Genomic DNA, 24,736 nt, shown 5'->3' with positions numbered 1-24,736 from the left:
CTCTGGGGTCCGGGGCAAGGCCCCGGGTGTCTGCGGCGGACACAGGCTTTTGATTTAAGCGTCTTATTGCCCCATCTTCAAAGCGAGGCCGCCGCGCGGCTGGCTTGATCAAATTGCCCAGACATCGCCCGCAGACTGGCCGCGACCTGGCGCAATTCCTCGCCGCTGGTGTCCATGCGCCCAAGCCCTTCGAGAAGGCAGGTTTGACGAATGGTGCGGTAGGCCTCGCACAAGTCACTGCCCGCCTTCGAGGTGCGATAAAACACTTCCTTGCCGCGTTTGTCCGCCTCCACCAGATCCGATTTCAGCAGCTTGCGCAGCGCATAGTTGACCGTATGGGTGTCTTCGATGTTCAACAGGAAACAGATATCGGTCAGCCGCTTTTCCCGGCCCCGATGGTTGGTGTTATGCAGCACCAGGATTTCCAGTGGCGTGAGGTCCGCATTGCCCGCCGCCGCCATGCAGCGCGACATCCAGCGGGTGAAGGCGTTATAGGCAATAATCATCCCGTATTCGAGTTCGGAGGCTTCCCAGCCCTCACCTTCGGCCAAGTGGCGGGAGGATACGATGCGCCGTTCAGGCAGTGATTTGGGCGTTTCGGCCATGAATAAGTCCTCAAGAAATGCCGATTTACGTTAGCATTTTACCAGTGTTTTGCAAGCGACAGAGGGGGCAATAGCCCGAAAATCAGGCGCTCTTATGCTGTACTGCACATGCCGGGGCGCCGACTCGCGTCGGTTGAGCGACGTCCCGAAATTTCCCACTTCCCAGAGCGCGTTGAATCTGTTAACTTTTCCTTAATAAAAAGACTGAGGCAGGTGGACAGCAATGAGAACGGGCTTTCGAGGCACGTTTGTCATAAGCTGGTCGCAAACAGAAATTGACGGCCTTGAGGCCGCGCCGGTGCAATCCCTGACAGTGGGGGCCGCATGGGCATGGCGCGGGGACGCCATCCGGGTGGATGGGCCAAGCGATGTTTTGCGGCTGGACCAGGCAGACGGGGCAGAAAATCTCCGGAAACGCGCGGCACGGATGGTGCACCGCCTTGTGGGCGCGGCCCTTGACCGTGAGCCATCCCAGATCCGCAAGCCGGAACGGGACGGCAATGAACCCCCATTGATGGACAACAGCTTTGTCATCACTGATGGCGGCAAAAGCTATACCGTGACCCTGATCGAGGTGGGCCGCGGCAGCCAGCCTTTGTTGATGTTCCTTGATGAAATTCCGCCGCGTGATTGCGAGCTTTGGATCGTGCATCACACGCTCAGCGCAGCGCCCACAGGTGATGCCGCCTCAGGCGATGGCGGTGTGATCTGTTTCACCCCCGGCACGATGATCCGCACGCCGGGTGGCCTGACCCGGATCGAAGACCTGCAAGAGGGCGACGCGGTCCAGACCAAGGACAACGGCGCCCAGCAGATCCGCTGGATCGGCAGCCGCCGCATGTCCGGCGCCCGGCTGTTTGCCATGCCAAAGCTGCGCCCGGTGCGGATTTCCGCAGGGCTTCTGGGGGCCGGTATCCCCGACGAAGATCTTGTTGTGTCACCCGAGCATCGCATCCTGATCAAAGGTGCCGTGGCGCAGGATCTGTTCAACACACCCGAAGTGCTGGTCGCCGCTAAGGATCTGATCAATGGCACCTCGATCAGTGTCGACCTGAAAATGCGCGAAGTGACCTATATCCATCTGCTGCTGGACCGGCATCAGGTGATGTGGGCCAATGGGGTGGAAACCGAAAGCTTCCATCCCGCCTCTGCCTCCCTGAATGCCCTTGACGACAGCGACCGGGCGCGGCTTTTGGCCACCCATCCGTCGCTGGAGTTTGATCCGCATACCTATGGTAGCTTTGCCCGGCGGCATCTGTCAGGGTCCGAGGCGGCAATCCTGAACCACGCGGCCTGACCAGAGACCGAATTATTCAAGAATTCGGACCGGAAATTTTGAAAATTTCCGCCGCCCTTAGCTGCCCGCAGCGCTGTCGATCAGCGCCTTGATGATCGCCTTGGCACTGTCGCTGTCCCAGGTGGCATCGCCGCGCAGACGTGCAATTTCGCGGCCCTCAGGGTCCAAAATCACGGTAATGGGCAGGCCAAACACCGCCATCTGGCTGGCCAGCGCCTGTTTCGGATCTTGGTGCCGGGGCAAGGCATCCACGCCGGCCTCCTTGAAGAACCGTTTGATACCTTCAGGAGAATTGCGGCCCGCCGCGATGGTCAGCACCTCGAAATGCTCACCGCCAAATTCTTTTTGAAGCGCATTGATCTGCGGCATTTCCTTGCGGCATGGGGCGCACCATGTGGCCCAGAAGTTCAACAGGATATACTTGCCGCGGTAATCCTCAAGCGTGGCTTTGCCGCCGCCGTCCTCCAGATCGAAGGCCGCGCCAGAGGTCGCCTTGGGCGCGTCATGAACCACCAGCTTTTTCATGTCGCCCTCCCGCAAAGGGACAATGTCGGGGCCAGCGGCGAAGGCAACATTTGCACCTGCCATAAGGGCCGTATACATGACAGCCAGCGCGAATTTTTTCATCTGTCCCTCCGAGGGTTTATCAATGACTGACACGAAATCGAACAAGATGTGGGGCGGCCGCTTTGCCGCTGGTCCGGACGCGATCATGGAGGCGATCAACGCCTCGATCGGGTTTGACAAGCGGATGGCGGCGCAGGACATTGCCGGATCGCGTGCCCATGCCGCCATGTTGGCCGCCACAGGCATTCTGAGTGATAGCGATGCCGAAGCCATTCGGGAAGGCTTGCTCACGATCTTGTCAGAAATCGAAGAAGGCCGTTTTGAGTTTTCAACGGCGCTGGAAGACATCCACATGAATGTCGAGGCCCGTCTCAAGGAGGTGATCGGCGAACCTGCGGGCCGTCTGCACACCGGACGCAGCCGCAACGATCAGGTGGCGACCGATTTCAAGCTGTGGACCCGTGATCAGTTTGACGCCTTTGAAGGCGGTCTTCTGGCCTTGATCAACGCCCTGTTGGGCCAGGCCGAGGCGGGCGCCGATTGGGTGATGCCCGGATTCACCCATCTGCAAACCGCGCAGCCGGTGACATGGGGCCATCACATGATGGCCTATGTCGAGATGTTTGGCCGTGACCTGAGCCGCGTGCGCGATGCCCGTGCGCGGATGAACGAAAGCCCCCTGGGCGCGGCGGCGCTTGCCGGGACTTCCTTCCCGATTGACCGCGAGATGACCGCGCAGGCGCTTGGCTTTGACCGGCCCTCGGCCAATTCGCTGGACGCGGTGAGCGATCGTGATTTTGCGCTGGAATTTCTGTCATGTGCCAGCATCTGCGCCATGCACCTCAGCCGTTTTGCCGAAGAGCTGGTGATCTGGTCCTCGGCGCAGTTCCGCTTTGTGGCACTGTCGGACCGGTTCTCGACCGGATCCTCGATCATGCCGCAGAAAAAGAACCCCGACGCGGCGGAACTGATCCGCGCCAAGGTGGGCCGGATCTTTGGTGCGAACACCGCGCTGATGATGGTGATGAAGGGGCTGCCGCTGACCTATTCCAAGGACATGCAGGAAGACAAGGAACAGGTGTTTGACGCCGCTGACAACCTGATGCTGGCATTGGCCGCGATGGAAGGCATGGTGCGCGACATGAATGGCCAGCGCGAAAACCTCGCCGCCGCCGCGGGCAGCGGCTTCTCTACTGCGACCGATCTGGCCGACTGGCTGGTGCGGGTGCTGGGCCTGCCGTTCCGCGATGCGCACCACATCACCGGATCGCTGGTCGCCATGGCCGAAAGCCAAGGCTGCGACCTGCCGGATCTGACGCTGGAGCAGATGCAAAGCGTCCATGCGCAGATCAGCGCAGATGTTTTTGATGTGCTGGGTGTGGAAAATTCGGTGAACTCGCGTATGTCTTATGGTGGCACCGCGCCCGCGCAGGTGCGGATGCAGATCAAACGCTGGAAGGACATCCTGTCATGAAACGGCTCATCGGACTGTTGGCACTGACCGCGCTTGCAAGCTGCGGCGCGGATGGTGAACCGGTCCGGCCTGCCTCCAATATGACAAACCCGAATGCTGGTGGCACGGTGTTTGCATCGCTGGCCGGTGTCGAACCCATCAGCCTGCCTGCCCCATCGGGGCGGATGACATGATCCGCCATACCGCCCTTGTGGGCATGCTGACCTTGCTGGTCGCCTGCGGTCCGCCTGATCCCAAAGATGACCGGGCCGGATATGCCGACACCCGCCAAAAACCGACAAATACGACACCGGGCATTCATGTGAGCGGCCATGTGAACGTCGGTGTGGTCAAGACCTTCTGAGATGTCCATGCTGCGCCTCATCTATCTGGCCTTGGCGGTCTGGGGTGCGGTGCATCCGATGTATTACTTCCTGCGCTGGTTCGGGCAGAACGGTTTTGACCTCGCGGCGATGATTGACGCCTGGCACGCCAATGCCGCCAGCAGCGGGCTGGTGTGGGATCTGACCATAGCCGCCATCGCCCTGACGGTCTGGATCATCGCCGAAGTCGCCGTGCGGCGAAACTGGACCGCGCTGATTGCCATTCCCGCAACCTTCTGTATTGGAGTAAGCTGTGGTCTGCCGCTTTATCTGTTTCTGCGGTCAGCACCCATCAAATAGCCGGGGAGCCTCCGGCGGGAATTTTTAGGGCCAGAAAGAACATGGATCACTTTCTTTATCGTGACGGCACGCTTTACGCGGAAGATGTGCCTATCTCAGAGATCGCAGCGGCGGTCGGCACCCCCTTTTATGTCTATTCAACAGCGACGTTGCAGCGGCATTTCCGTCTGTTTGACGAGGCGCTGGAAGGGACGGAGCATCTGGTCTGCTATGCGATGAAGGCCAATTCCAATCAGGCGGTTCTCAAGACCCTGGCGCAGGCCGGGGCGGGCATGGATGTGGTGTCGGGCGGTGAATACCGCCGCGCGCGGGCCGCGGGCGTACCGGGCGACAAGATCGTGTTCTCCGGCGTCGGCAAGACCCGCGAGGAGATCAAGCTGGCCCTCACGGGGGGCATTCGCCAGTTCAACGTGGAAAGCGAGCCGGAGATGGCTGTGCTGAGCACCGTTGCAGAAGAGTTGGGCGTCACCGCCCCGATCACCATCCGGGTCAACCCCGATGTGGATGCCAAAACCCATGCCAAGATTGCCACCGGCAAATCCGAGAACAAGTTCGGCATTCCGATTGCCCGCGCGCGCGCGGTCTACGCCATGGCCGCCGCCCTGCCGGGGCTGGAGATTGTCGGTATAGACGTCCATATCGGCAGCCAGCTGACCGAACTTGCGCCTTATGAACAGGCCTATCTGAAGGTTGCGGAACTGACCGAGGCCTTGCGGGAAGATGGCCACACCATCCGGCGGCTGGATCTGGGCGGCGGCCTTGGCATTCCGTATGAACGCAGCAATGCCGATCCGCCTTTGCCGTCCGACTATGGCGCGATGGTCAAGCGGGTGCTGGGCCATCTGGGCTGCGAGATCGAGATCGAGCCGGGGCGCTTGATCGCCGGCAACGCGGGGTTGATGGTCAGCGAGGTGATCTATGTGAAATCCGGCGAAGGCCGCGATTTTCTGATCATTGACGGGGCGATGAACGATCTGATCCGCCCGGCGATGTACGAGGCCTATCACGACATCGTGCCGGTTATTGAACCTGCTGTCGGGATTGAGCCGCAGCCGATTGATATTGTCGGGCCGGTTTGCGAATCTGGCGACACATTTGCCAAACAAAGATTGATGCCGCCCCTGGAGGCGGGGGATCTTGTCGCCTTCCGCAGTGCCGGTGCCTACGGCGCGGTGATGGCCAGCGAATACAATTCGCGCCCCATGATCCCCGAAGTTCTGGTGCATGGCGATCAATTCGCGGTTATCCGCGCACGGCCGACCTTTGACGAAATGATAAATCGCGATACCATTCCTGAATGGCTTTGACGGCATCTTGCTGACACGGCCTTTTGGAAAGGTTTGTCATGGCCACATTCACCCCCAATGAACAACGCCGGGCGCTGGCGCGTCTGCGCTGGCCCTTGCGCCTGACACGGGCGGGGATGGTGGCAGAGGTTTTGCTGCGCCGGTTCTGGCCACTGATCAGCATTGTTCTGCTGGGTCTGGCCGCGTTGATGCTGGGATTGCAGGACATTGCACCTGTGGAACTGGTTTGGGGCGTTGGCGCCGCACTGGTGGTTGCGGGGCTTGGAGCTTTGCTGCGCGGGGTCTGGGGGCTGCGCTTCCCGACTGCGGCAGATGCCATGGCACGGCTGGATCAAAGCCTGCCGGGCCGGCCCATTCAGGCGCTGCTGGACGATGCGGCCATCGGCACACAGGACGACGCGGCGATGGCGCTGTGGCGGGCACACAAGGCCCGGATGGCGGCCCGCACCGAAGCGGCCAAACCAGTGCCTGCGGACCTGCGGATCGCATCGCGTGATCCATATGCACTGCGCTATGCCGCGCTTCTGGCATTTGTGGTGGCACTGGTGTTCGGCTCGTTCCTGCGGGTCGCGTCGGTTGCGGATATGGCGCCGGGCGGGGGTGATCTGGCGGGTGGCCCGGTCTGGGAAGGCTGGGCAGAGCCGCCGCGCTATACCGGCAAGCCGACGCTCTACCTCAATGATCTGGACGCCGGGGCGCTGGAATTGCCGATGGGTACGCTGATCACATTGCGCCTTTACGGCGATGTGGGGGCATTGCAGGTTGCCGAAACGGTCTCGGGCCGCGTGGCCCCTGACGGACCACAACAAGACGTCGCAACGCAAGTTGCACAGGATTTCACGGTTTTGCAGGAGGGCGAGATTGTCATCGACGGCCCCGGCGGGCGCAGTTGGCAAGTGGCTATGCGCCCCGACAGCGCACCGGAGGTGGAGGTGATCGGCGATCCACAAGTGTCGGCACTGGGCGAGATGCGTTTGCCTTTTGCCGCGCAGGATGATTATGGCGTCGAGGCGGGCGAGGCGCGCATTATCCTTGATTTGGCCGCTGTGGACCGGCGCTATGGTCTGGCGGCCAATCCCGACCCGCGCCCCGAGATGATCGTGCCCTTGCCAACGCCCATTTCCGGCAATCGGGCGCAGTTCGAAGAAAACCTGATCGACAACTTTTCCAAGCACCCCTGGGCCAATCTGCCCGTCAAGATGACCCTCAGCGTTCTGGACGCGGCCGAGCAATCGGGACAAACGGTGCCACAGGACATGATCCTGCCCGGGCGGCGGTTCTTTGCCCCGGCGGCGGCAGCGGTGATCGAGATGCGGCGTGATCTGCTGTGGTCGAAATCCAACGGACCGCGCATTGCGCAGGTGCTGCGGGCGGTGTCCTACCGACCCAATGACGTGTTCCGCACCGAGGTCTCTGCATTGCGGCTCCGCCGGGTGGTCCGGCAGTTGGAGGTGCATGCCAGCTATGGTCTGTCGGACGAGGTGCAAGGCGAGATTGCCGAGGATCTCTGGGGCTTGGCGCTTGAGCTGGAGGAGGGCGTTTTGGCCGATGCGCTGGACCGGATGCGGCGGGCGCAGGACCGGTTGAACGAGGCGATGAAAAACGGCGCCTCTGACGAAGAAATCGCCGAGTTGATGGACGAGCTGCGCCGCGCGACCGAGGATTATCTGCAGCAATTGCAGCGCCAACAGGCGCAGGAGCAAGAGCAGAACGGTCAGGAAGGGCAACAGCAGCAGCAGGGCGAGGGCATGCAGATGACCCAGGACGACCTGCAAGCCATGATGGACCGCATTCAGGAGCTGATGGAGGAAGGCCGCATGGCCGAAGCTGCCGAAGCCCTCAAAGAGTTGCAGGAACTGATGGAGAACATGCGTGTCACCGAAGGGCAGCAGGGCCAGCAAGGCCAGACCCCCGGTGAACAGGCCATGGAAGGGCTGGCTGATACGCTGCGCGAACAGCAAGGGCTCAGCGATCAGGCGTTCCGCGATTTGCAGGAACAGTACAATCCCGGCGCTCAGGCGGGTGAAAGCGATGGCAACGAAGGCCGCAATGGCGGGCAGGGCCGCGGCCAGAGCCATGAGGGCCAGGGCGGGCGCGGTCAGGGCGAAGGCCAGCAGCAGGGCCAGAATGGCGAGGGCGGCGAAGAGGGCGCCCCGCGCGAGGGTGATGGCAACGGCGAACGCAGTCTGGCCGAACGCCAGCAGGCGCTGCGCGATGAGTTGCGCCGCCAGCAGGGCCGTCTGCCCGGTGGCGGCACCGAAGAGGGCGAGGCCGCCCGCGAGGCGCTGGACCGTGCGGGCCGTGCGATGGATCAGGCCGAAGAGGCGCTGCGCGATGGCGATCTGGCCGAGGCCATCGACAATCAGGCGCAAGCCATGGAAGCGCTGCGCGAAAGCATGCGCTCGCTGGGTGAGGCAATGGCCCAGAACGAGCAGAACCAGCAACCCGGCCAGGGCGCAACGGAATCGGACCGCCGCGCCGATAACAGAGATCCGCTGGGCCGCGAACAGGCCGGCAACGGCGCCAACAGTTCCGATGGACCGCTGGCGCAGGGGCCGGATGGTGCGGACCGCGCCCGCCGTTTGCTGGATGAAATCCGCCGCCGCTCCGGCGAGACAGAGCGCCCCGAACTGGAGCGTGACTATCTCAACCGGCTGTTGGAGCGTTTCTAACGCCGAAACAGAAGATCAGGAGGCCGACTGGCTCGCCATTGTGTCGAGCCATGTCAGCAAGCGTTGCAATTGAACATCCAGCATCGTCCGTAGGCCGTCCACCCAGGTCACATAGGACGACAGGTAAGGATCGGCTTGTGGCACCTGCTGTGCAATCTGCGGCGCAAAGACATAGACCAGTGCCATCACGGACACGATCAGGATCATCAGCGAAAATCCACGGCGGAACCCGCGTTTGCGTTTCTTCACCTCTTGCGGTGCATGGCTGCCGTTGGCATCGCGGCTACCAGCGCTGCGGTCACTGTCACTGCGCAGGGTGGAATTGATTTCGTCGATGTCGGGCAACAATTCGCGCCGCGAGGACAAGGCGGCGGCATTGGCCGCGGCTTCGGACACCGGTTCTGCCTCGCCGCGCATCCGCGCCATCCGGCGCTTGGCCTCAAGCGCACGCTGGTCCTGTGCTGCGGCGGGGGCATCATCGTCGTCATAGCTGTGCGGCGGGTGATCCTCTGCGGTATCCAACCCAAGATCGGGCTGGGTTTCGAGGGACTGTGCCTGCCGCGCCTTGCGGGCCGCATGTTCGGCCTCGGCCTCCTGGCGCAGAATGTCGGCCACGGCCGGATCAAGCTGTCGGCGCTGCGGCTGCTCTACTGGGGGCGGTGGCGGTGGAGGCGGCGAAACCTCTTCGTCCTCGTCGGGTGCGCTGTCCCCGAGCCCGAGATCGGTTTCATCCTCATCTGCGGGGGCATGGTCGGGGTGATGCTGAAACCAGGTCTGACCACAATTGGAACATTGCACATCGCGCCCGGCCACCGGGATGACTTCATCCGGCACCTCATACTGCGCGTCGCAATTCGGACAGGTCAGCCTCATTTTGTTTCCTGCAACATTACTCAAACCGGATTTGGTATAACACCTGCACCATATGTCCAAGATTCCCACAGGAAAAGTGCAATCTGGGTCGGTTTGGCCCGAAGTGGTGCATTGAAACCCAAGCGATGCTGAGGCACAACAGGTCAATTATAACGGGGTATTTTCGTGATCGAGCTCGAAAACGTGGCCTACAGCTATGGCGGCGGCGAATTGTTATCCGACATATCGCTCAAGCTGGCGCCAGGTTCCTTTCATTTTCTGACCGGCCCGTCGGGGGCTGGCAAAACCACATTGATGAAGCTGTGTTATGGTGCCTTGCTGCCGACAGCGGGCAATGTGCGGCTGTTCGGCGCTGATGTGCGCGGTTTGGATCGGGACGACATTGCCCTTATACGCCGACGTGTCGGGGTGGTGCATCAGGACGTCAAATTCCTGGACCATCTGGGCGTTTCGGAAAATGTCTGCCTGCCCCTGACGGTGTCGGGACGGCATGCGGAGGCGGCCAATGGCGATCTCGAAGAACTGTTGTCCTGGGTGGGCCTGACCAACCGCGCATCGGCCCTTCCGCCGGAATTGTCGGGCGGGGAACGCCAGCGTGCCGCATTGGCCCGCGCGGTGATCATGTCGCCGGATGTGGTGCTGGCGGACGAACCCACGGGCAACATCGACTGGGAAATGTCGCAACGCCTGCTGCGGCTGTTGATCGAGCTCAACAAGATGGGCAAGACGGTCTTGATTGCCACCCATGATCTGAGCCTGATCCGCGCCACCAAGGCGCATGTGCAGGCGCGGGTGCTGCGCATTGTCAACCGTCGCGTGCAACTGGCGGGGGCGGACCTATGATCGCCAACATGAAGTATCTGCGCGGGTTCATCGCCGGCGACAGGCAAGCGGACCGGGTTGTGCCGCCTTCGGGCTTTACCGCGCAGCTGACCCTCTTTGCCGCAGCGGCGATGGCCTTTCTGGCCGTCTTTGCGCTGGCGCTGTCCCTAGCGGCAGGGCGCTTGGCCGACCGTTGGGGTGATGAACTGGCCCGATCCGCGACCCTGCGCATTGTTGCGCCGCTGGACCAACGGCAGCTCCAGACCGATGCCGCCCTGCGCATTCTGGAAACCACCAAAGGCGTGGCAAGTGCGCGCGCCCTCACGGATGCAGATCAACAAGCGCTGTTGGAGCCGTGGTTTGGCCCCGATCTGGCGCTGGACACATTGCCGGTGCCGCGCCTGATCGAAGTGATTGAAAACGATGAGGGCATGGATGCCGCCGGACTGCGCCTGCGCTTGGCCGCCGAAGTGCCCGGTGCGGTGCTGGATGACCACAGCCGTTGGCGCAAGCCGCTGATTGACGCGGCGGGGCGGCTGCGGATGCTGGGCTGGATCTCAACCCTGCTGATCGCGGCTGCGGTTGCGGCGATGATCACCCTTGCCGCGCAGGCCGCTCTGGCCGCCAATGCACAGGTGATCGCGGTGCTGCGTCTTGTCGGGGCGACAGACGATTACATCGCACAGGCTTTCATTCGCCGCTTTACCCTGCGGGCGCTGTCCGGCGCGGCGGTGGGCACCGCGCTTGGGCTGATTGCGATGGTTCTGATGCCCGATGCCTCTGACACGCCGGGGTTCCTGACGGGGCTTGGCTATCAGGGCGTTCACTGGGTCTTTCCGCTGCTCATCCCGGTTTTGGCCGGGGCCGTGGCCTTTGCCGCAACCGGCGCTGCCGCACGGCGAACATTGAGGGAGTTGGCATAATGCTGCAATGGGTGCGTTCGATCATCTATATCATTCAGGTTACCATCGCGATGCCGATCATCGGGCTGGCCTTTGCGCCTTGGGCGATGTTCTCCAAGGCGGGGGCTTACAAAGCCTGCAAAACCTACGCGGCCTATGCGATGTGGTCGGCCCGCTGGCTGATCGGGCTGCGTTGCGAGGTGCGCGGCAACGTCCCGCAGGGCGAAGTTCTGGTGGCGGCCAAGCACCAGTCGTTTCTTGACATCATCATGATCTTTCACGCGCTGCCACGGGCCAAATTCATCATGAAGCGCGAGATCCACTGGACCCCGGTGATTGGCCAGTACACCAAGCGGATGGAGATGATCGCCGTAGACCGTGGCAAACGCGGCAAGGCCATCGCCAAGATGATCGAGGATGTGAACGCGGGCCGCATGGAAGGCGGACAACTGGTGATCTATTCCCAAGGCACCCGTGTCGCGCCGGGGGCGCATATCCCCTATAAGGTCGGCACTGCCGTGCTTTATGGCCAGTTGGGCCAGCCCTGCGTGCCGGTGGCCACCAATGCCGGTTACTTTTGGCCGCGCCGGGGGCTTTATCGACGCCCCGGTGTTGCGGTGGTGGAATTTCTGACGCCGATTGAGGCGGGCCTGACCAAGGAGGCCTTTATGGCCGAGCTGGAAACCCGGGTTGAGCGGGCCTCCGAAGAGTTGTTGCTTGAGGCAGGCTGGAGAAGGCCGGATGCATAAGATCACCGACATCGCGGCGCTTGAGGCGTTGTATGGGCAGGCAGGCGCACCGTCGTTGCGCAAGGTCGCGGACCGGCTGACGCCGCTTTATCGCAAGTGGATCATGGCCTCAAAACTGTGTGTTCTCAGCACAGTCGGCGACAACGGCACCGATGGCAGTCCGCGCGGCGACGATGGTCCGGTGGTGACGGAACTGGATGAATTCACGCTGGCCATGCCCGATTGGCGTGGCAATAACCGATTGGATTCACTGCGCAATATCGTGGCGGATGGCCGCGTGTCGCTGATGTTTGTTGTGCCGGGCTCCAACAACGTGGTGCGGGTCAATGGCACCGCTTATCTGACCGATGATACAGACCTGCGGGGGCGCTTTGAAAAGAAGGGCCGCCTGCCTGCCACCGTGATCGTGATCCAGATTGCGGAGGTCTACACCCAATGCGCCCGCGCCCTGATGCGGGCGGGCACTTGGGCGGGCGCGGACGAAAGCACCGGCTTGCCGACTGTGGGCGAAATTCTGGCCGAGATGACCAGCGGCGAAGAGGGCGGTGCGCCCTATGACAACGCATGGGGTGCGCGGGCCAAAGACACCATGTGGTGACTGGTGACGTGACCGGCACATTAATTTTCGGACTTTGACTGATTTTCGACACTTTTCCCGATTAAAACTGCCGTAGGCAGTGGGAAAGACAAGAAAATGCAAACAGGAATTGACCTTTTAGACCGCTTCATTGCGCATGCCATGGACATCGTGATGTTTCCGTTCGACTCGCAGCAGCGCATTTTTGTGCTGTATCTGGCATGTTCGGTGGTGATCGCGTTTGTGATCTATATGCTGGCGCGGCGGCGGGGCGCACAGACCGAGGGCGGATTTCTGCGCTTTCTCTTTCCCAAACATGTTTGGCAACATCCGTCGGCCTGGCTTGATCTGCGGTATTTCTTTTTCCATCGCATTTTTGGGCATTTCCTTATTCTGGGGCTCGGCACCTGGTTCACGGTTCTGCCTTATAAATACATCACCGGCACCGATCAGGTCATGGCCAAGGCGCTCGATAACATCACCCCGCCGTTGACCGAACTGGGGCAATCGCTGGGCTTTATGGTTGTTGCGGTGATTGTGGCTGATCTGATCGGCTATGTGGCGCATTACCTCCAGCATAAGTCTGTGTTCCTGTGGCAGTTCCACAAGGTGCATCACAGTGCCGAGGTGATGCATCCGGTGTCAAACTACCGAGAGCACCCTGTCGATAACCTGTTTTACATCACTTTGAACGGGTTTGGGTACGGGGCGATCCTGGGTCTGGCGACATTGATCTATGGCTTCACTCCCAGCCTGCCGAGCCTGCTTGGGGTGCCCGCGATGCACCTGTTGTTCAATGTGGCGGGGTATAACCTGCGCCATTCGCATATCTGGCTGAAATGGCCGGGCAAACTGTCGATGATCTTTCCCTCACCGGCGCACCACCATGTGCATCACAGCTGCCACCCTGACCACATCGACAGGAACTTTGCCTTTATGTTGCCGATCTGGGACGTGATCTTTGGCACTTACCACATGCCTGAGGACAATCGCGACGTGAAGTTCGGGATTGGCAAAGAGGACAAGGGTGAATTTACCTCCTGCGCCCGCCTGTATTGGGTGCCTTGCCGGGATGCCTATCGGGTGGTGCGGCGGCGCCTGCGCCGTAAGGGCGGGCAATCGCAGGCGGCGGCACCGCAAACGTCCAATATCCCTGCAGAATAGCCACGCCAAATCGCCGCACAGGCAGGGCCGGTGCGGTTTGTTCCATCATGTTAATTGGATCTGTGGGGCCGTTAAGAAATGGCGGCGCCGCCGGATCGGAGCTGTGAGACAGGTGTCACCCTGCACCTTGAACGGTTCAGTGTGGCCTGCCTGTATGGCAGACCTCCTATTCCGAATGTGCCACGGAATGTCAGCCCGCAGCGATGTCGCGACGGGGTGGGTTGTAGGCGGGCCGGGTGAAGGAATGGTGAGGCCAGCGTACGGTGGCCATGCAACCAAGGGGGGCTCCAAGGCAGGGAAAGCCTGCCTTGGAAGATCGCTCACATATGGATCGGACCATCGCCGCAGGCCAGTGCGGCCTCGCGCACGGCTTCGGAATAGGTCGGATGCGCGTGGCAGGTCAGGGCCAGATCCTGCGCGGATGCGCCAAACTCCATCGCCACACAAATCTCGTGGATCAATTCGCCTGCCGCAGGGCCAATGATATGGGCGCCCAGAATACGGTCGGTTTCCTTGTCCGCGAGGATTTTGACAAAGCCGTCACCGGCAAAGTTCGCCTTGGCGCGGGCATTGCCCATAAAGCTGAACTTGCCAACCTTATAGGCGCGGCCTGCCTCTTTGAGGGTCGCTTCGGTTTCGCCAACGTTGGCAACCTCGGGGGCGGTGTAGATCACACCGGGGATCACGCCATAATTGACGTGGCCATGTTTGCCCGCGATCACCTCGGCGACGGCCATGCCTTCGTCTTCGGCTTTGTGGGCCAGCATCGGGCCTTCGATCACATCGCCAATGGCATAGACGCCCGGCACCGAGGTCTGCCAAGTGCCGTTCACCGCGATCTGGCCGCGCTTGGTCATCTCGATATTCAGCGCCTCAAGGCCCAGCCCTTCGACATAGGGCTTGCGCCCCGTCGCCACCAGCACGGTGTCGGCGTCCAGCACATGTTCGCTGTCATCCTTGCGCAGCTTGTAATGCACCTTGGCTTTGGTCTTGGTCGCTTCGGTTTTTTGTACCGCGGCGCCCATGACAAATTTCATGCCCTGTTTCTTGAGGGTGCGCTGGAAGGTTTTCTGCACCTCCGGATCCATGCCGGGGGTGATTGCGTCGAGGAACTCCACCACGGTCACTTCGGCGCCAAGGCGGGCATAGACGCTGCCCAGCTCCAGCCCGATCACGCCTGCGCCAATCACCACCAGTTTCTTGGGCACCTTGTTCAGGGTCAGCGCCCCGGTGGAGGTCACGACCACCTTTTCGTCCACCTCAACACCCGGCAGCGCCGAAGGTTCGGAGCCGGATGCGATGATGATGCTCTTGGCTTCATGGATTTCATCGCCGACTTTCACCTTGCCCGCCTCAGGCACCGATCCCCAGCCCTTGAGCCAGTCGATCTTGTTCTTTTTGAACAGGAATTCGATGCCCTTGGTATTGGTGTCGATGGTGTTTTGCTTGTAGGTCAGCATCTGCTTCCAATCGACGGAAGGGCTTTTGCCCTTCAGGCCCATCTCGGCAAAGTTATGTTCCGCCTCATGCAGCATATGAGAGGCATGCAGCAGCGCCTTGGACGGGATACAGCCCACGTTCAGGCAGGTGCCGCCAAGGGTTTCGCGCCCTTCGACAACGGCGGTCTTCAGGCCAAGCTGGGCACAGCGGATGGCGGCCACATAGCCGCCGGGGCCTGCGCCGATCACGATGACATCATAGCTGGACATTGGGGGTCTCCTTGGGTGTTTGGGACGTGTCTGAATTGGGGTCTATGGACGGGCCTGCCTTGCAGCAGGTTAGGCGCCGCAGGGGGCGCGGGCAAGGGCGGCTGGATGCGGGGCGGCGGCGGGTCATACAAGCGCCGCCAGCAGCATCAGTGTGGTGGCCAGAAATCCGGCGCACCAGATGGCAGAGCGTCCGGGGCGCAGCCCCTTGGCATAGGCGGGGATATAGGCCACCCGTGCCGCCAGATAGATCCATGCGCACAGACCGGTAAATGCGCTGTTCTGGCCTGACATTTCGATGACGCCCGCGGCGATGGTAAACAGGATCAGCCCTTGAAAATGGTTGTCAAAGGCACGGCCCAGTCGCGCGGTTTGGTCCGACATCGGGCGGTTTGGCGGTCGGTCGCGGGGCGATGTGGTATAGCCCGGCCCGATCTCGCGGTTGGCAGGCACCGCATATAGCAAAAACTGCACCACCTGCAAAAGCGCGGCCAGGGTCAGGACAGTGAGTTCGGTGGACATGGACATCAATCCAGTTCAGGGGGCGGGATCAGGGAAAGCGGCAGGCCGGTTGCACGGGCCCAGCTATCAAAGCGCCAGAAGATACAATACGGCGGTGGCGGCAAAGCCGACCAGCCATGCCAACGTGCGGATCGCAGGCACGCCAAGGGCATAAACCGGGAGATAAATGATCCGCGCCACGAGAAAGAGTTGCGCAACCAGCAGGGTGGTTGGGGTGGTCTTGTCCTGCACCACCAGCAGCAGGATCGCAGGGGCAAACAGCGCCATCGCGGTGATCGAATTGGTCAGCGCCCGGTTGATCCGCGCGGTCATACGCCCCACCTCGCGCGGCTCATCCCGCGCGGACATCAGATAGCCCATCGACAGGGTTTGCAGAGAACCGAGAACTTGCAGCAGGATCGTCAGCAGAACCAGCAGGCCATAGGCGACAAGGATGGTTGTTTCGGTCATCTCGGGAACTCCTCAAAGATCGTGGTGGGGGCGGGGTGGAGAGGTAAGCCGGGCAGGATGCCCGGCCTTTGGGGTCTTTTACAGATCCATCAGCAGGCGGCGTGGATCTTCGAGCATCTCTTTGACGCGGACAAGGAAGGTCACCGCGCCTTTGCCGTCGATGATCCGGTGGTCATAAGACAGCGAGATATACATCATCGGACGGATCACGACCTGACCGCCAATGGCCATCGGACGGTCCTGAATTTTCGCCATTCCGAGGATGCCCGATTGTGGCGGGTTCAGGATTGGTGCGGTCATCAAGGAGCCGTAGACGCCGCCGTTGGAGATGGTGAAAGTGCCGCCGGTCATGTCGGCCATGGTCAATTTGCCATCGCGGGCCTTTTTGCCCATGGTGCCGATGGCTTTTTCGATCTCTGCAAAAGACATCGTATCAACATCGCGGATCACCGGTACAACCAGACCTGTCGGCGTGCCGGCGGCAACGCCCATGTGCACGTAGTTCTTGTAGATCACATCGGTGCCGTCGATCTCGGCGTTGACCTCAGGGATTTCCTTGAGCGCGTGACAGCAGGCCTTGGTGAAGAAGGACATAAAGCCCATGCGCACGCCGTGCTTTTTCTCGAAGTCGGCCTTGTAGGTGTTGCGCAGTTCCATCACCTCGGTCATGTCGACCTCGTTGAAGGTGGTCAGAATCGCTGCGGTGTTCTGCGCCTCCTTGAGACGGCGGGCCATGGTCTGTTTCAGACGGGTCATGCGCACGCGTTCTTCGCGCGATGCATCGTCCGGGGCGGATGCGGCGCGGGCCGGTGCAGCCGCTGCCGGGGCCGAGGCCGCAGCAGAAGTGCCTGCGGCCAGGGCGCGGGCCACGTCGTCTTTCATGATGCGGCCATCGCGGCCGGAGCCTTGCACCTGATCGGGGCTCAGGCCCGCTTCGGCCATGGCTTTCTTGGCGGATGGGGCATCTTCGACGTCTTTGCCGGTGCCGCCGGCGGGTTGGGCCGCAGGGGCCGGTGCAGCAGTGGACGCACTGGCCGAAGCCGCAGCGCCAGCGCCCGATGCGATGACCGCCAGCTTGCCATTGGCCTCAACCGTGCTGCCTTCGGCGGCGATGATTTCGGTCAATGTGCCTGCGGCGGGGGCGGGCACCTCAACGCTGACCTTGTCGGTTTCCAGCTCGCACAGCATTTCATCCTGCGCGACGGTGTCACCGACCTTTTTGAACCAGGTGGAGACTGTCGCCTCTGTCACGGATTCGCCGAGGGTCGGCACCATCACATCCACAGAAGCGCCGCCGCCTTCGCCGTCAGAGGCGGTGCGGGCAGCAGCGGAGGCCGCGCCAGCGTCGGCGGCGGCTTCCTTGCCTTTGGGCGCGGCGGCTGATCCGGCATCACCTTCGGTGATATTGGCCAGAAGCGCATCAACACCCACGGTTTCGCCTTCACCGGCGACAATATCGCCAAGGGTGCCTGCCACGGGGCTGGGCACTTCGACGGTCACCTTGTCGGTTTCCAGTTCGCAGAGCATTTCATCAACGGCAACCGTGTCGCCGGGTTTCTTGAACCAGGTGGCGACCGTTGCTTCGGTCACGGATTCGCCAAGGGTCGGAACGCGTACTTCAGTCATGGTTTAGTTTCCTTTAATCGTCAGCGCCTCGTCCACGAGGGCGGCTTGTTGTGCTTTGTGCTGGCTGGCGAGGCCAGTCGCGGGAGAGGCCGCAGTGGTGCGGCCCGCATAGCTTGGGCGGGTGTGCTTGGCCTTGATCCGGCCCAACACCCATTCGATGTTGGGTTCAATGAAGGACCATGCGCCCTGGTTTTTGGGCTCTTCCTGACACCAGACCATTTCGGCCTGTTTGAACCGTTCCAGTTCCTTGACCGCGGATTGGGCGGGGAAGGGGTAAAACTGTTCAAAGCGCAGCAGGTAAACATCGTCGATGCCGCGCGCGTCACGTTCCTCAAGCAGGTCAAAGTAGACCTTGCCGGAACACATCACGACCCGTTTGATCTTGTTGTCTGCCACCAGTTTGGTGTCGGAATTGCCCTGCTGGGCATCATCCCAGAGCACACGGTGGAAGGAGGATCCGGTGGTGAACTCTTCGGCGCGGCTGACGGCCAGTTTGTGACGCAGCAACGATTTGGGCGTCATAAGCATCAGCGGCTTGCGGTAGCTGCGGTGCAGCTGGCGGCGCAGGATGTGGAAATAGTTTGCGGGCGTGGTGCAATTGGCGACGATCCAGTTGTCACCGCCGCACATGGTCAGGAACCGTTCCAGACGCGCGGAGGAGTGTTCCGGCCCTTGCCCCTCATAGCCATGTGGCATCAGGCAGACGAGGCCGGACATGCGCAGCCATTTGCTTTCGCCAGAGCTGATGAACTGATCAAACATGATCTGCGCACCATTGGCGAAATCGCCAAACTGCGCCTCCCATAGGGTCAGCGCGTTGGGCTCAGCCAGCGAATAGCCATATTCAAAACCCAGCACCGCATATTCGGACAGCATGGAATCGATGACCTCATATTCGGCCTGACCCTCGCGGATGTTGTTGAGCGGGTAGTAGCGTTCTTCGGTTTCCTGATTGACCAGACCGGAATGGCGCTGCGAGAAGGTGCCGCGGGTGCTATCCTGACCGGCGAGGCGCACTTTGTACCCTTCGGTCAGCAGGGAGCCAAAGGCCAGCGCCTCGGCTGTGGCCCAGTCAAAGCCTTCGCCCTCTTTGAACATCTTGGCCTTGGCCTCCAGCAAGCGGCCAACGGTCTTGTGCAGCGGAAAGCCGTCCGGTGCCGTGGTCAGCGCCTTGCCGACCTCGTCCATGGTTTTCTTGGCAATCGCGGTTTTGCCGCGCTGGTATTTGTCTTTCTGCTTGTCCAGATGGGACCATTTGCCATCCAGCCAGTCGGCCTTGTTGGGGCGGAAATCCTTGCCTGCCTCGAACTCATCGTTCATGCGTTTCTGGAAATCGGCCTTGAGGTCTTCGATCTCGCCTTCAGGCACCAGACCGTCACGGACCAGACGATCAGAATAGAGGCTGAGCGTGGTTTTCTGGTTCTTGATCTTTTTGTACATCACCGGGTTGGTGAACATCGGCTCGTCGCCTTCGTTGTGACCAAAGCGGCGGTAGCAGATCAGATCGATCACAACGTCCTTGTGGAACTTCTGGCGGAATTCGGTCGCCACCTTGGCGGCGTGTACCACGGCCTCGGGATCGTCACCGTTGACGTGGAAGATCGGCGCCTCAACCACCAGCGCGTTGTCGGTGGGATAGGGCGAGGAGCGCGAGAAATGCGGCGCGGTGGTGAAACCGATCTGGTTGTTCACCACGATATGCATGGTGCCGCCGGTCTTGTGACCGCGCAGACCCGACAGGGCGAAACATTCGGCCACAACACCCTGACCGGCAAAGGCTGCATCCCCGTGCAGCAGGATCGGCATCACGGCGATCCGGTCATGATCGTTCAACTGGTCCTGCTTGGCGCGGACTTTGCCGATGACCACGGGGTTCACCGCCTCCAGGTGGGAGGGGTTCGCTGTCAGGCTGAGGTGGACGGAGTTGCCGTCAAAATCCCGGTCGGACGACGCGCCGAGGTGGTATTTCACATCGCCGGAGCCATCCACATCTTCGGGCTTGAAGCTGCCGCCCTGAAATTCGTTGAAGATCGCGCGATAGGGTTTCTGCATGACGTTGGCCAGCACCGACAAGCGGCCCCGGTGCGGCATGCCGATCACGATTTCCTTGACGCCAAGCTGGCCACCACGCTTGATGATCTGCTCCATAGCGGGGATCAGGCTTTCGCCGCCATCCAGTCCAAAGCGTTTGGTGCCCATGTATTTCACATGCAGGAATTTCTCAAAACCTTCGGCCTCGACCAGCTTGTTCAGGATCGCTTTGCGGCCCTCTTTGGTGAAGGCGATCTCTTTGCCGTAGCCTTCGATCCGCTCTTTCAGCCAACCGGCCTCTTCGGGATTGGAGATGTGCATGTATTGCAGGGCAAACGTGCCGCAATAGGTGCGCTTCACAATATCGACGATCTGTTTCATCGTCGCAACTTCGAGGCCAAGCACATTGTCGATGAAGATCGGACGGTCCATATCCGCGTCAGAGAACCCATAGGATTTCGGATCAAGCTCGGGATGGCTGCCCATGTCGCGCATGCCAAGCGGGTCAAGGTCCGCCGCCAGATGGCCGCGAATACGATAGGCGCGGATCAACATCAGGGCGCGGATACTGTCCAGCACTGCCTGTTTGACCTGATCGTCGGTGATGCTGACGCCTTTTTCGGCGGCCTTGGATTTGATCTTGTCTCCGGCTGCGGCGGCCTCTTCGGCCTCGGGCCAGACCCCGGTCAATGCGCCCATCACGTCACCTGCGGGGGCGGGGGGCCAATCGGGCCGCGCCCAGGACGGGCCAGCGGCCTCAGCCGTGACATCACCGGAGGTGTCGCCCATCGCCCCGAAAAACGCCTGCCACGCCGCATCAACGGCATTGGGGTCATTGGCATAGCGGGCATACATCTGTTCGAGGTATTCGCCGTTCTCTCCCTCAAGGAAGGAAGAGGCGTGGAATTGGTCGTTGCCGGGTTGTTCGGTCATGGAAATACCTCGTTTGAGTTAGGACCGTATGTCTTGGGGCCGGAATATGGAGCAGGCGCTGCCTATAAGGAGGAGGCGCAGGCCGGACGACACATGCCCGGCCCGCGATTTTTGGTTTAACCTTTTGCGATGGCTTCTTTCACCGCTTCGCCCAGTGTTGCGGGGCTTTCGGCGACGGTGATGCCGGCGGACATCATTGCTTCGATCTTGTCTTCGGCACCGCCTTTGCCGCCCGCAACAATCGCACCGGCGTGGCCCATGCGGCGGCCCGGAGGGGCAGTGCGGCCCGCGATGAAACCGGCGGTTGGCTTCCAACGGCCTTTTTTCTTTTCATCGGCGAGGAACTGCGCCGCTTCTTCTTCGGCAGAGCCGCCGATTTCGCCGATCATGATGATCGATTGTGTCTCGTCATCGGCGAGGAACATTTCCAGCACGTCGATATGTTCGGTGCCCTTGATCGGGTCGCCGCCGATGCCCACGGCCGAAGATTGACCATAGCCCAGATCGGTGGTCTGCTTGACCGCCTCATAGGTCAGCGTGCCGGAGCGCGAGACCACGCCGCAGGAGCCGCGCTTGTGAATGTGGCCGGGCATGATGCCGATCTTGCAGGCGTCAGGTGTGATCACGCCGGGGCAGTTGGGCCCGATCAGGCGGGATTTGGAGCCTTCCAGCGCACGCTGCACGCGCATCATGTCCAGAACAGGGATGCCTTCGGTGATGCAGACGATCAGCTCCATCTCGGCGTCGATCGCCTCAAGAATGGAATCGGCAGCAAAGGGGGGCGGTACATAGATCACCGATGCGTTGGCTTCGGTCACATGTTTGGCCTCGTGCACCGAGTTGAACACCGGCAGGTCGAGATGGGTCTGGCCCCCTTTGCCCGGTGTCACGCCGCCGACCATCTTGGTGCCATAGGCAATCGCCTGTTCGGTGTGGAATGTCCCCTGGGAGCCGGTGAGGCCCTGACAGATCACGCGGGTATTTTCGTCTACAAGTACGGCCATTGGTTTTCCTTAGTTAGCGGGCAGGGGCTGCGTATCCGGAATGGACAGAAAGCGCCTGCGGGTCATTTGAATGGTGAGCGGGTTGCCATCGCGCCGGTCTGCCGGAGCGGCGAAAGGGGCGGGGCGGTTAAGGGTTGGGGCGGAGTTGGATGAGATCATGCCAGCCCCTCCGGTGATTTGCGCAGCAACACCGAGACATTGTCATCAAGCGGCAGAGTGATGCGGTTGATCAGGGTCGCCAGGAACCCGGCGCGTCTGGCGGCGTTTTTCAAAGTTGCCAGCGTGAAGTAATTGACGTGGTCTGGATAGCGAAAACCGCACCATTTCGGGCCAATCGCCTTGCGGTTCAGCGAGCCGTAGTTGGGCACGCGCACAAACACGCGGCCATTGTCTTTGAGCGCACGGCGTGCACCGCGCAGCACCGACATTACGTTGGTTTCATGCTCAAGATAAGAGAACATGACGATGCCATCAAACTGGCCCTTGTCGAATTTCCAGATGGCCTCGGCCCCGGCGCCATGGATGCAATAGCCGCCGGATTTGCGCATTTCGCTGTCGGCGCGGGCGTGCAGGGCGGTGGACAATTCGATGCCATAAGGTGTCATCGGTGGTTTGATCCGTGCGCCGTCACCGCAACCGATGTCCAGCACATGACCGTCATGGAACCAGCGCCGGAAGGCGGCGGTCCTGTCGCGGGTCAGTCCGAGTTTGGTGCGGATGGTGCGGACATAGGGGCTGATCGGGGTGGAGCCTTCGGTAGAGGTTTTCTTTTCTTCGTAGGTCTTTTCCCAGGCGAAGTCTTCTTCGAGCGCGGCATATTCTGCCGGATTGCGCAGATAGACCAGATTGCAGGCCGCACAGGTCACCATGTCCCAGTGATCGGGGGAATAGGCGGGCAAGGGGGTGCAGGCGCTGCTGTCGCATACCGGGCAGTCCCGCAACGCGGGCGCGGCGTCAAGCGCGGGCAGTTCCGCGCCCGGGAATGCATGCAGCGTCGCGCTCATGATCCATCCTTCGGCAGACCAAGCCCGGCATAAAGGCGATCAACGCCCATGTAGGTTTGCACATTACCTTGGGCCGTGCGGGTGCCGACCTGCACCACCGCCACACGGCCGCGCAGCAATTCGCGCCCTTCTATCAGGGCTGTGCCATCTTGTGCCGCGTGGGTCTCGGGCAGGGGGATCTTGGTGCCGAACACCGGCGGCGTTGCCATCTGTATACGCAGCGCTTTGATCGCCGCTGCGCTGTGATCGCCGTCAAAGGCGACCTCGCAGCGCCGTTCCACGCCCTGTGGTGCATCGGCGGGGCGCGGCTCAAGGCTGTCGTCCCAAAAGGTCAGGGCAAAGGGCGCGTCATCCGCGCCCATATTGGCCCGCGCCTGCGCCTCTGTCTGGCCGGCCTTGAAACACCAGGCGTTGAAAGTGTCGATGGCGGTATGGGCCGATCCCTGCGCAACAGCAGCAGACGCCGCCCCGAAAAGGGCGATGCCTGCAAGCCGTGTTGCGGTGGATCTGGTGATGGCGCTCATACCGATATCTTCACCTTAGTGGCTCAGCCGAGGCTTAACCCTTAACAGCCTGCACGATCTTCTGTGCGCCGTCTTTCAGGTCATCGGCGGCGATCACATCAACGTCGGAGTTGTTGATGATGTCTTTGCCTTCCTGCACGTTGGTGCCTTCGAGCCGGACGACCAGTGGCACCTTCAGACCAACCTCTTTCACAGCGGCGACAACGCCCTCTGCGATCACGTCACAGCGCATGATACCGCCGAAGATGTTCACGAGGATGCCTTTGACCTGTGGGTCGGAGGTGATGATCTTGAACGCTTCGGTCACTTTCTCTTTGGTCGCGCCGCCACCCACATCGAGGAAGTTGGCAGGCTCGGCTCCGTAGAGTTTGATGATGTCCATTGTGGCCATCGCCAGACCCGCGCCGTTCACCATGCAGCCGATTTCACCGTCAAGCGCGATGTAGTTCAGATCGTATTTGGAGGCTTCGAGTTCCTTGGGGTCTTCTTCGGTCACATCGCGCAGTTCCGCGATGTCGGCGTGGCGGTAAATTGCGTTGCCGTCGAAGGACACCTTGGCATCCAGAACCTTGAGATCGCCGGTATCGGTGACGATCAGGGGGTTGATCTCAAGCATTTCCATGTCTTTTTCCATGAACGCTTTGTAGAGCAGACCCATCAGGCCAACGCATTGTTTGACCTGCTTGCCCTCCAGACCCAGCGAAAAGGCGATGCGGCGGCCATGGAACGCCTGATAGCCGGTGGCCGGATCAACCGAGAAGCTGAGAATTTTTTCGGGGGTGCTGGCTGCGACCTCTTCGATGTCCATGCCGCCCTCTGTGGAGCAGACGAATGACACGCGGGACGTCTGGCGGTCGACCAGCAGCGCGAGGTAAAGCTCGGTCTCGATGCCGGAGCCGTCTTCGATATAGATGCGGTTGACCTGCTTGCCGACCGGGCCGGTCTGATGGGTGACCAAGGTGCGACCGAGCATCTTTTTCGCTTCTTCAGCGGCTTCTTCCACGGATTTGGTCAGACGGACACCGCCTGCTTCGCCTGCGTCGGCCTCTTTGAATTTGCCTTTGCCGCGGCCGCCTGCGTGGATCTGTGCCTTGATCACCCAAAGTGGGCCGTCAAGTTCACCGGCGGCGGATTTGGCGTCTTCGGCTTTGAGCACGACGCGGCCATCGGATACAGGGGCGCCATAGCTGCGCAGGAGGGCTTTCGCCTGGTATTCGTGGATGTTCATGAAAAACGGTCCCGTTTTGGTTCAAGTCACCGTGCAG

Annotated in this window: 24 protein-coding genes; 12 read left to right on the top strand and 12 right to left on the bottom strand. The window is 61.1% G+C overall.

Annotation, left to right across the window (positions count from 1 at the left end; all coding sequences use genetic code 11):
• Nucleotides 1–77 precede the first annotated feature (77 nt).
• Nucleotides 78–605 (bottom strand): winged helix DNA-binding protein, encoded by a 528-nt coding sequence (locus K3754_RS14925; RefSeq protein WP_203210348.1) that lies wholly within the window; start codon nt 603–605, stop codon nt 78–80.
• Between the two features lie 223 nt (nt 606–828).
• On the opposite strand from K3754_RS14925, the gene K3754_RS14920 reads away from it, so the two are divergent.
• On the top strand, nt 829–1,902 hold the full coding sequence (locus K3754_RS14920; protein WP_203210349.1) for a Hint domain-containing protein: 1,074 nt from the start codon (nt 829–831) through the stop codon (nt 1,900–1,902).
• A 57-nt stretch (nt 1,903–1,959) separates the two neighbouring features.
• Here the strand turns inward: K3754_RS14920 and K3754_RS14915 are convergent, their stop codons facing one another.
• Nucleotides 1,960–2,529: a TlpA disulfide reductase family protein gene (locus tag K3754_RS14915; RefSeq protein WP_259938282.1), complete on the bottom strand. Its 570-nt coding sequence runs from the start codon at nt 2,527–2,529 to the stop codon at nt 1,960–1,962.
• A gap of 22 nt (nt 2,530–2,551) precedes the next feature.
• On the opposite strand from K3754_RS14915, the gene argH reads away from it, so the two are divergent.
• Genes argH through K3754_RS14885 form a run of 6 tightly spaced genes read left to right on the top strand, consistent with a single transcriptional unit; the run spans nt 2,552 to nt 8,584 of the window.
• Nucleotides 2,552–3,943 (top strand): argininosuccinate lyase, encoded by a 1,392-nt coding sequence (argH, locus tag K3754_RS14910; RefSeq protein WP_259938281.1) that lies wholly within the window; start codon nt 2,552–2,554, stop codon nt 3,941–3,943.
• Complete coding sequence (locus K3754_RS14905; RefSeq protein ID WP_203210352.1) at nt 3,940–4,116, top strand: hypothetical protein; 177 nt, start codon at nt 3,940–3,942, stop codon at nt 4,114–4,116. The genes argH and K3754_RS14905 overlap by 4 nt, the downstream gene beginning before the upstream one ends.
• Nucleotides 4,113–4,286, top strand: a complete 174-nt coding sequence (locus K3754_RS14900) for a hypothetical protein (protein ID WP_203210353.1) — start codon at nt 4,113–4,115, stop codon at nt 4,284–4,286. The genes K3754_RS14905 and K3754_RS14900 overlap by 4 nt, the downstream gene beginning before the upstream one ends.
• Before the next feature lies 1 nt (nt 4,287).
• Nucleotides 4,288–4,605 (top strand): DUF2834 domain-containing protein, encoded by a 318-nt coding sequence (locus K3754_RS14895; RefSeq protein WP_203210354.1) that lies wholly within the window; start codon nt 4,288–4,290, stop codon nt 4,603–4,605.
• 41 nt (nt 4,606–4,646) lie between these two features.
• Complete coding sequence (lysA, locus tag K3754_RS14890) at nt 4,647–5,912, top strand: diaminopimelate decarboxylase (RefSeq protein WP_203210355.1); 1,266 nt, start codon at nt 4,647–4,649, stop codon at nt 5,910–5,912.
• Nucleotides 5,913–5,950: 38 nt separating this feature from the next.
• Nucleotides 5,951–8,584, top strand: a complete 2,634-nt coding sequence (locus tag K3754_RS14885) for a TIGR02302 family protein (protein ID WP_259938277.1) — start codon at nt 5,951–5,953, stop codon at nt 8,582–8,584.
• A 15-nt stretch (nt 8,585–8,599) separates the two neighbouring features.
• Here K3754_RS14885 and K3754_RS14880 read toward each other — a convergent pair whose 3' ends face one another.
• Nucleotides 8,600–9,457 carry a zinc-ribbon domain-containing protein gene (locus tag K3754_RS14880; RefSeq protein ID WP_259938275.1) on the bottom strand — a complete coding sequence of 286 codons (858 nt, stop codon included), beginning with the start codon at nt 9,455–9,457 and terminating at the stop codon, nt 8,600–8,602.
• 165 nt (nt 9,458–9,622) lie between these two features.
• Between K3754_RS14880 and K3754_RS14875 the strand changes: the two genes are divergently transcribed.
• The 5 genes from K3754_RS14875 to K3754_RS14855 all read left to right on the top strand — a co-directional run bounded on the left by K3754_RS14875 (nt 9,623) and on the right by K3754_RS14855 (nt 13,671).
• Nucleotides 9,623–10,300 (top strand): cell division ATP-binding protein FtsE, encoded by a 678-nt coding sequence (locus K3754_RS14875; protein WP_259938274.1) that lies wholly within the window; start codon nt 9,623–9,625, stop codon nt 10,298–10,300.
• Nucleotides 10,297–11,202, top strand: a complete 906-nt coding sequence (locus tag K3754_RS14870) for an ABC transporter permease (protein WP_238937785.1) — start codon at nt 10,297–10,299, stop codon at nt 11,200–11,202. Before K3754_RS14875 ends, K3754_RS14870 begins: the two co-directional genes overlap by 4 nt.
• Nucleotides 11,202–11,930: a 1-acyl-sn-glycerol-3-phosphate acyltransferase gene (locus K3754_RS14865; RefSeq protein ID WP_203210360.1), complete on the top strand. Its 729-nt coding sequence runs from the start codon at nt 11,202–11,204 to the stop codon at nt 11,928–11,930. The genes K3754_RS14870 and K3754_RS14865 overlap by 1 nt, the downstream gene beginning before the upstream one ends.
• On the top strand, nt 11,923–12,528 hold the full coding sequence (locus tag K3754_RS14860; protein ID WP_259938273.1) for a pyridoxamine 5'-phosphate oxidase family protein: 606 nt from the start codon (nt 11,923–11,925) through the stop codon (nt 12,526–12,528). Before K3754_RS14865 ends, K3754_RS14860 begins: the two co-directional genes overlap by 8 nt.
• 153 nt (nt 12,529–12,681) lie before the next feature.
• The gene (locus tag K3754_RS14855) at nt 12,682–13,671 is read left to right on the top strand and encodes a sterol desaturase family protein (RefSeq protein WP_203210362.1); all 990 of its coding nucleotides are present in this window, start codon (nt 12,682–12,684) and stop codon (nt 13,669–13,671) included.
• Nucleotides 13,672–13,991: 320 nt separating this feature from the next.
• On the opposite strand, the gene lpdA is transcribed toward K3754_RS14855, so the two are convergent.
• From lpdA to sucC, 9 genes are all read right to left on the bottom strand, one after another.
• Complete coding sequence (gene lpdA / locus K3754_RS14850) at nt 13,992–15,380, bottom strand: dihydrolipoyl dehydrogenase (protein ID WP_203210363.1); 1,389 nt, start codon at nt 15,378–15,380, stop codon at nt 13,992–13,994.
• A 123-nt stretch (nt 15,381–15,503) separates the two neighbouring features.
• Entirely contained in the window at nt 15,504–15,899 is a 396-nt protein-coding gene (locus K3754_RS14845; RefSeq protein ID WP_259938268.1) for an MAPEG family protein, read from the bottom strand.
• A 66-nt stretch (nt 15,900–15,965) separates the two neighbouring features.
• Nucleotides 15,966–16,349 (bottom strand): MAPEG family protein, encoded by a 384-nt coding sequence (locus tag K3754_RS14840; RefSeq protein ID WP_259938266.1) that lies wholly within the window; start codon nt 16,347–16,349, stop codon nt 15,966–15,968.
• A gap of 78 nt (nt 16,350–16,427) precedes the next feature.
• Complete coding sequence (odhB, locus tag K3754_RS14835) at nt 16,428–17,975, bottom strand: 2-oxoglutarate dehydrogenase complex dihydrolipoyllysine-residue succinyltransferase (protein ID WP_259938265.1); 1,548 nt, start codon at nt 17,973–17,975, stop codon at nt 16,428–16,430.
• Nucleotides 17,976–17,978: 3 nt separating this feature from the next.
• On the bottom strand, nt 17,979–20,939 hold the full coding sequence (locus K3754_RS14830) for a 2-oxoglutarate dehydrogenase E1 component (RefSeq protein ID WP_259938263.1): 2,961 nt from the start codon (nt 20,937–20,939) through the stop codon (nt 17,979–17,981).
• 116 nt (nt 20,940–21,055) lie between these two features.
• The gene (gene sucD, locus K3754_RS14825; RefSeq protein ID WP_120503548.1) at nt 21,056–21,943 is read right to left on the bottom strand and encodes a succinate--CoA ligase subunit alpha; all 888 of its coding nucleotides are present in this window, start codon (nt 21,941–21,943) and stop codon (nt 21,056–21,058) included.
• Between the two features lie 155 nt (nt 21,944–22,098).
• Complete coding sequence (locus K3754_RS14820; protein WP_259938257.1) at nt 22,099–22,947, bottom strand: class I SAM-dependent methyltransferase; 849 nt, start codon at nt 22,945–22,947, stop codon at nt 22,099–22,101.
• The gene (locus K3754_RS14815; RefSeq protein ID WP_259938256.1) at nt 22,944–23,471 is read right to left on the bottom strand and encodes a hypothetical protein; all 528 of its coding nucleotides are present in this window, start codon (nt 23,469–23,471) and stop codon (nt 22,944–22,946) included. The genes K3754_RS14820 and K3754_RS14815 overlap by 4 nt, the downstream gene beginning before the upstream one ends.
• Nucleotides 23,472–23,505: 34 nt before the next feature.
• Entirely contained in the window at nt 23,506–24,699 is a 1,194-nt protein-coding gene (gene sucC / locus K3754_RS14810) for an ADP-forming succinate--CoA ligase subunit beta (protein WP_203210370.1), read from the bottom strand.
• Between the last annotated feature and the right edge of the window lie 37 nt (nt 24,700–24,736).

The sequence above is a fragment of the Sulfitobacter sp. M368 genome, from assembly GCF_025141875.1.
Lineage (GTDB): Bacteria > Pseudomonadota > Alphaproteobacteria > Rhodobacterales > Rhodobacteraceae > Sulfitobacter > Sulfitobacter mediterraneus_A.
The sequence above is the reverse complement of the archived record's forward strand: the minus strand, read 5'-3'. Positions and strand labels throughout refer to the sequence as shown.

Coding starts and splice junctions, on each gene's coding strand:
- K3754_RS14870 (WP_238937785.1), top strand. CDS start 10,297: ATGATCGCCAACATGAAGTATCTGCGCGGGTTCATCGCCGGCGACAGG.
- K3754_RS14830 (WP_259938263.1), bottom strand. CDS start 20,939: ATGACCGAACAACCCGGCAACGACCAATTCCACGCCTCTTCCTTCCTT.
- K3754_RS14860 (WP_259938273.1), top strand. CDS start 11,923: ATGCATAAGATCACCGACATCGCGGCGCTTGAGGCGTTGTATGGGCAG.
- K3754_RS14820 (WP_259938257.1), bottom strand. CDS start 22,947: ATGAGCGCGACGCTGCATGCATTCCCGGGCGCGGAACTGCCCGCGCTT.
- sucD (WP_120503548.1), bottom strand. CDS start 21,943: ATGGCCGTACTTGTAGACGAAAATACCCGCGTGATCTGTCAGGGCCTC.
- K3754_RS14815 (WP_259938256.1), bottom strand. CDS start 23,471: ATGAGCGCCATCACCAGATCCACCGCAACACGGCTTGCAGGCATCGCC.
- K3754_RS14865 (WP_203210360.1), top strand. CDS start 11,202: ATGCTGCAATGGGTGCGTTCGATCATCTATATCATTCAGGTTACCATC.
- K3754_RS14915 (WP_259938282.1), bottom strand. CDS start 2,529: ATGAAAAAATTCGCGCTGGCTGTCATGTATACGGCCCTTATGGCAGGT.
- K3754_RS14895 (WP_203210354.1), top strand. CDS start 4,288: ATGTCCATGCTGCGCCTCATCTATCTGGCCTTGGCGGTCTGGGGTGCG.
- sucC (WP_203210370.1), bottom strand. CDS start 24,699: ATGAACATCCACGAATACCAGGCGAAAGCCCTCCTGCGCAGCTATGGC.
- K3754_RS14905 (WP_203210352.1), top strand. CDS start 3,940: ATGAAACGGCTCATCGGACTGTTGGCACTGACCGCGCTTGCAAGCTGC.
- lpdA (WP_203210363.1), bottom strand. CDS start 15,380: ATGTCCAGCTATGATGTCATCGTGATCGGCGCAGGCCCCGGCGGCTAT.
- K3754_RS14925 (WP_203210348.1), bottom strand. CDS start 605: ATGGCCGAAACGCCCAAATCACTGCCTGAACGGCGCATCGTATCCTCC.
- K3754_RS14840 (WP_259938266.1), bottom strand. CDS start 16,349: ATGACCGAAACAACCATCCTTGTCGCCTATGGCCTGCTGGTTCTGCTG.
- K3754_RS14920 (WP_203210349.1), top strand. CDS start 829: ATGAGAACGGGCTTTCGAGGCACGTTTGTCATAAGCTGGTCGCAAACA.
- odhB (WP_259938265.1), bottom strand. CDS start 17,975: ATGACTGAAGTACGCGTTCCGACCCTTGGCGAATCCGTGACCGAAGCA.
- K3754_RS14855 (WP_203210362.1), top strand. CDS start 12,682: ATGTTTCCGTTCGACTCGCAGCAGCGCATTTTTGTGCTGTATCTGGCA.
- lysA (WP_203210355.1), top strand. CDS start 4,647: ATGGATCACTTTCTTTATCGTGACGGCACGCTTTACGCGGAAGATGTG.
- K3754_RS14845 (WP_259938268.1), bottom strand. CDS start 15,899: ATGTCCACCGAACTCACTGTCCTGACCCTGGCCGCGCTTTTGCAGGTG.
- K3754_RS14900 (WP_203210353.1), top strand. CDS start 4,113: ATGATCCGCCATACCGCCCTTGTGGGCATGCTGACCTTGCTGGTCGCC.
- argH (WP_259938281.1), top strand. CDS start 2,552: ATGACTGACACGAAATCGAACAAGATGTGGGGCGGCCGCTTTGCCGCT.
- K3754_RS14880 (WP_259938275.1), bottom strand. CDS start 9,457: ATGAGGCTGACCTGTCCGAATTGCGACGCGCAGTATGAGGTGCCGGAT.
- K3754_RS14885 (WP_259938277.1), top strand. CDS start 5,951: ATGGCCACATTCACCCCCAATGAACAACGCCGGGCGCTGGCGCGTCTG.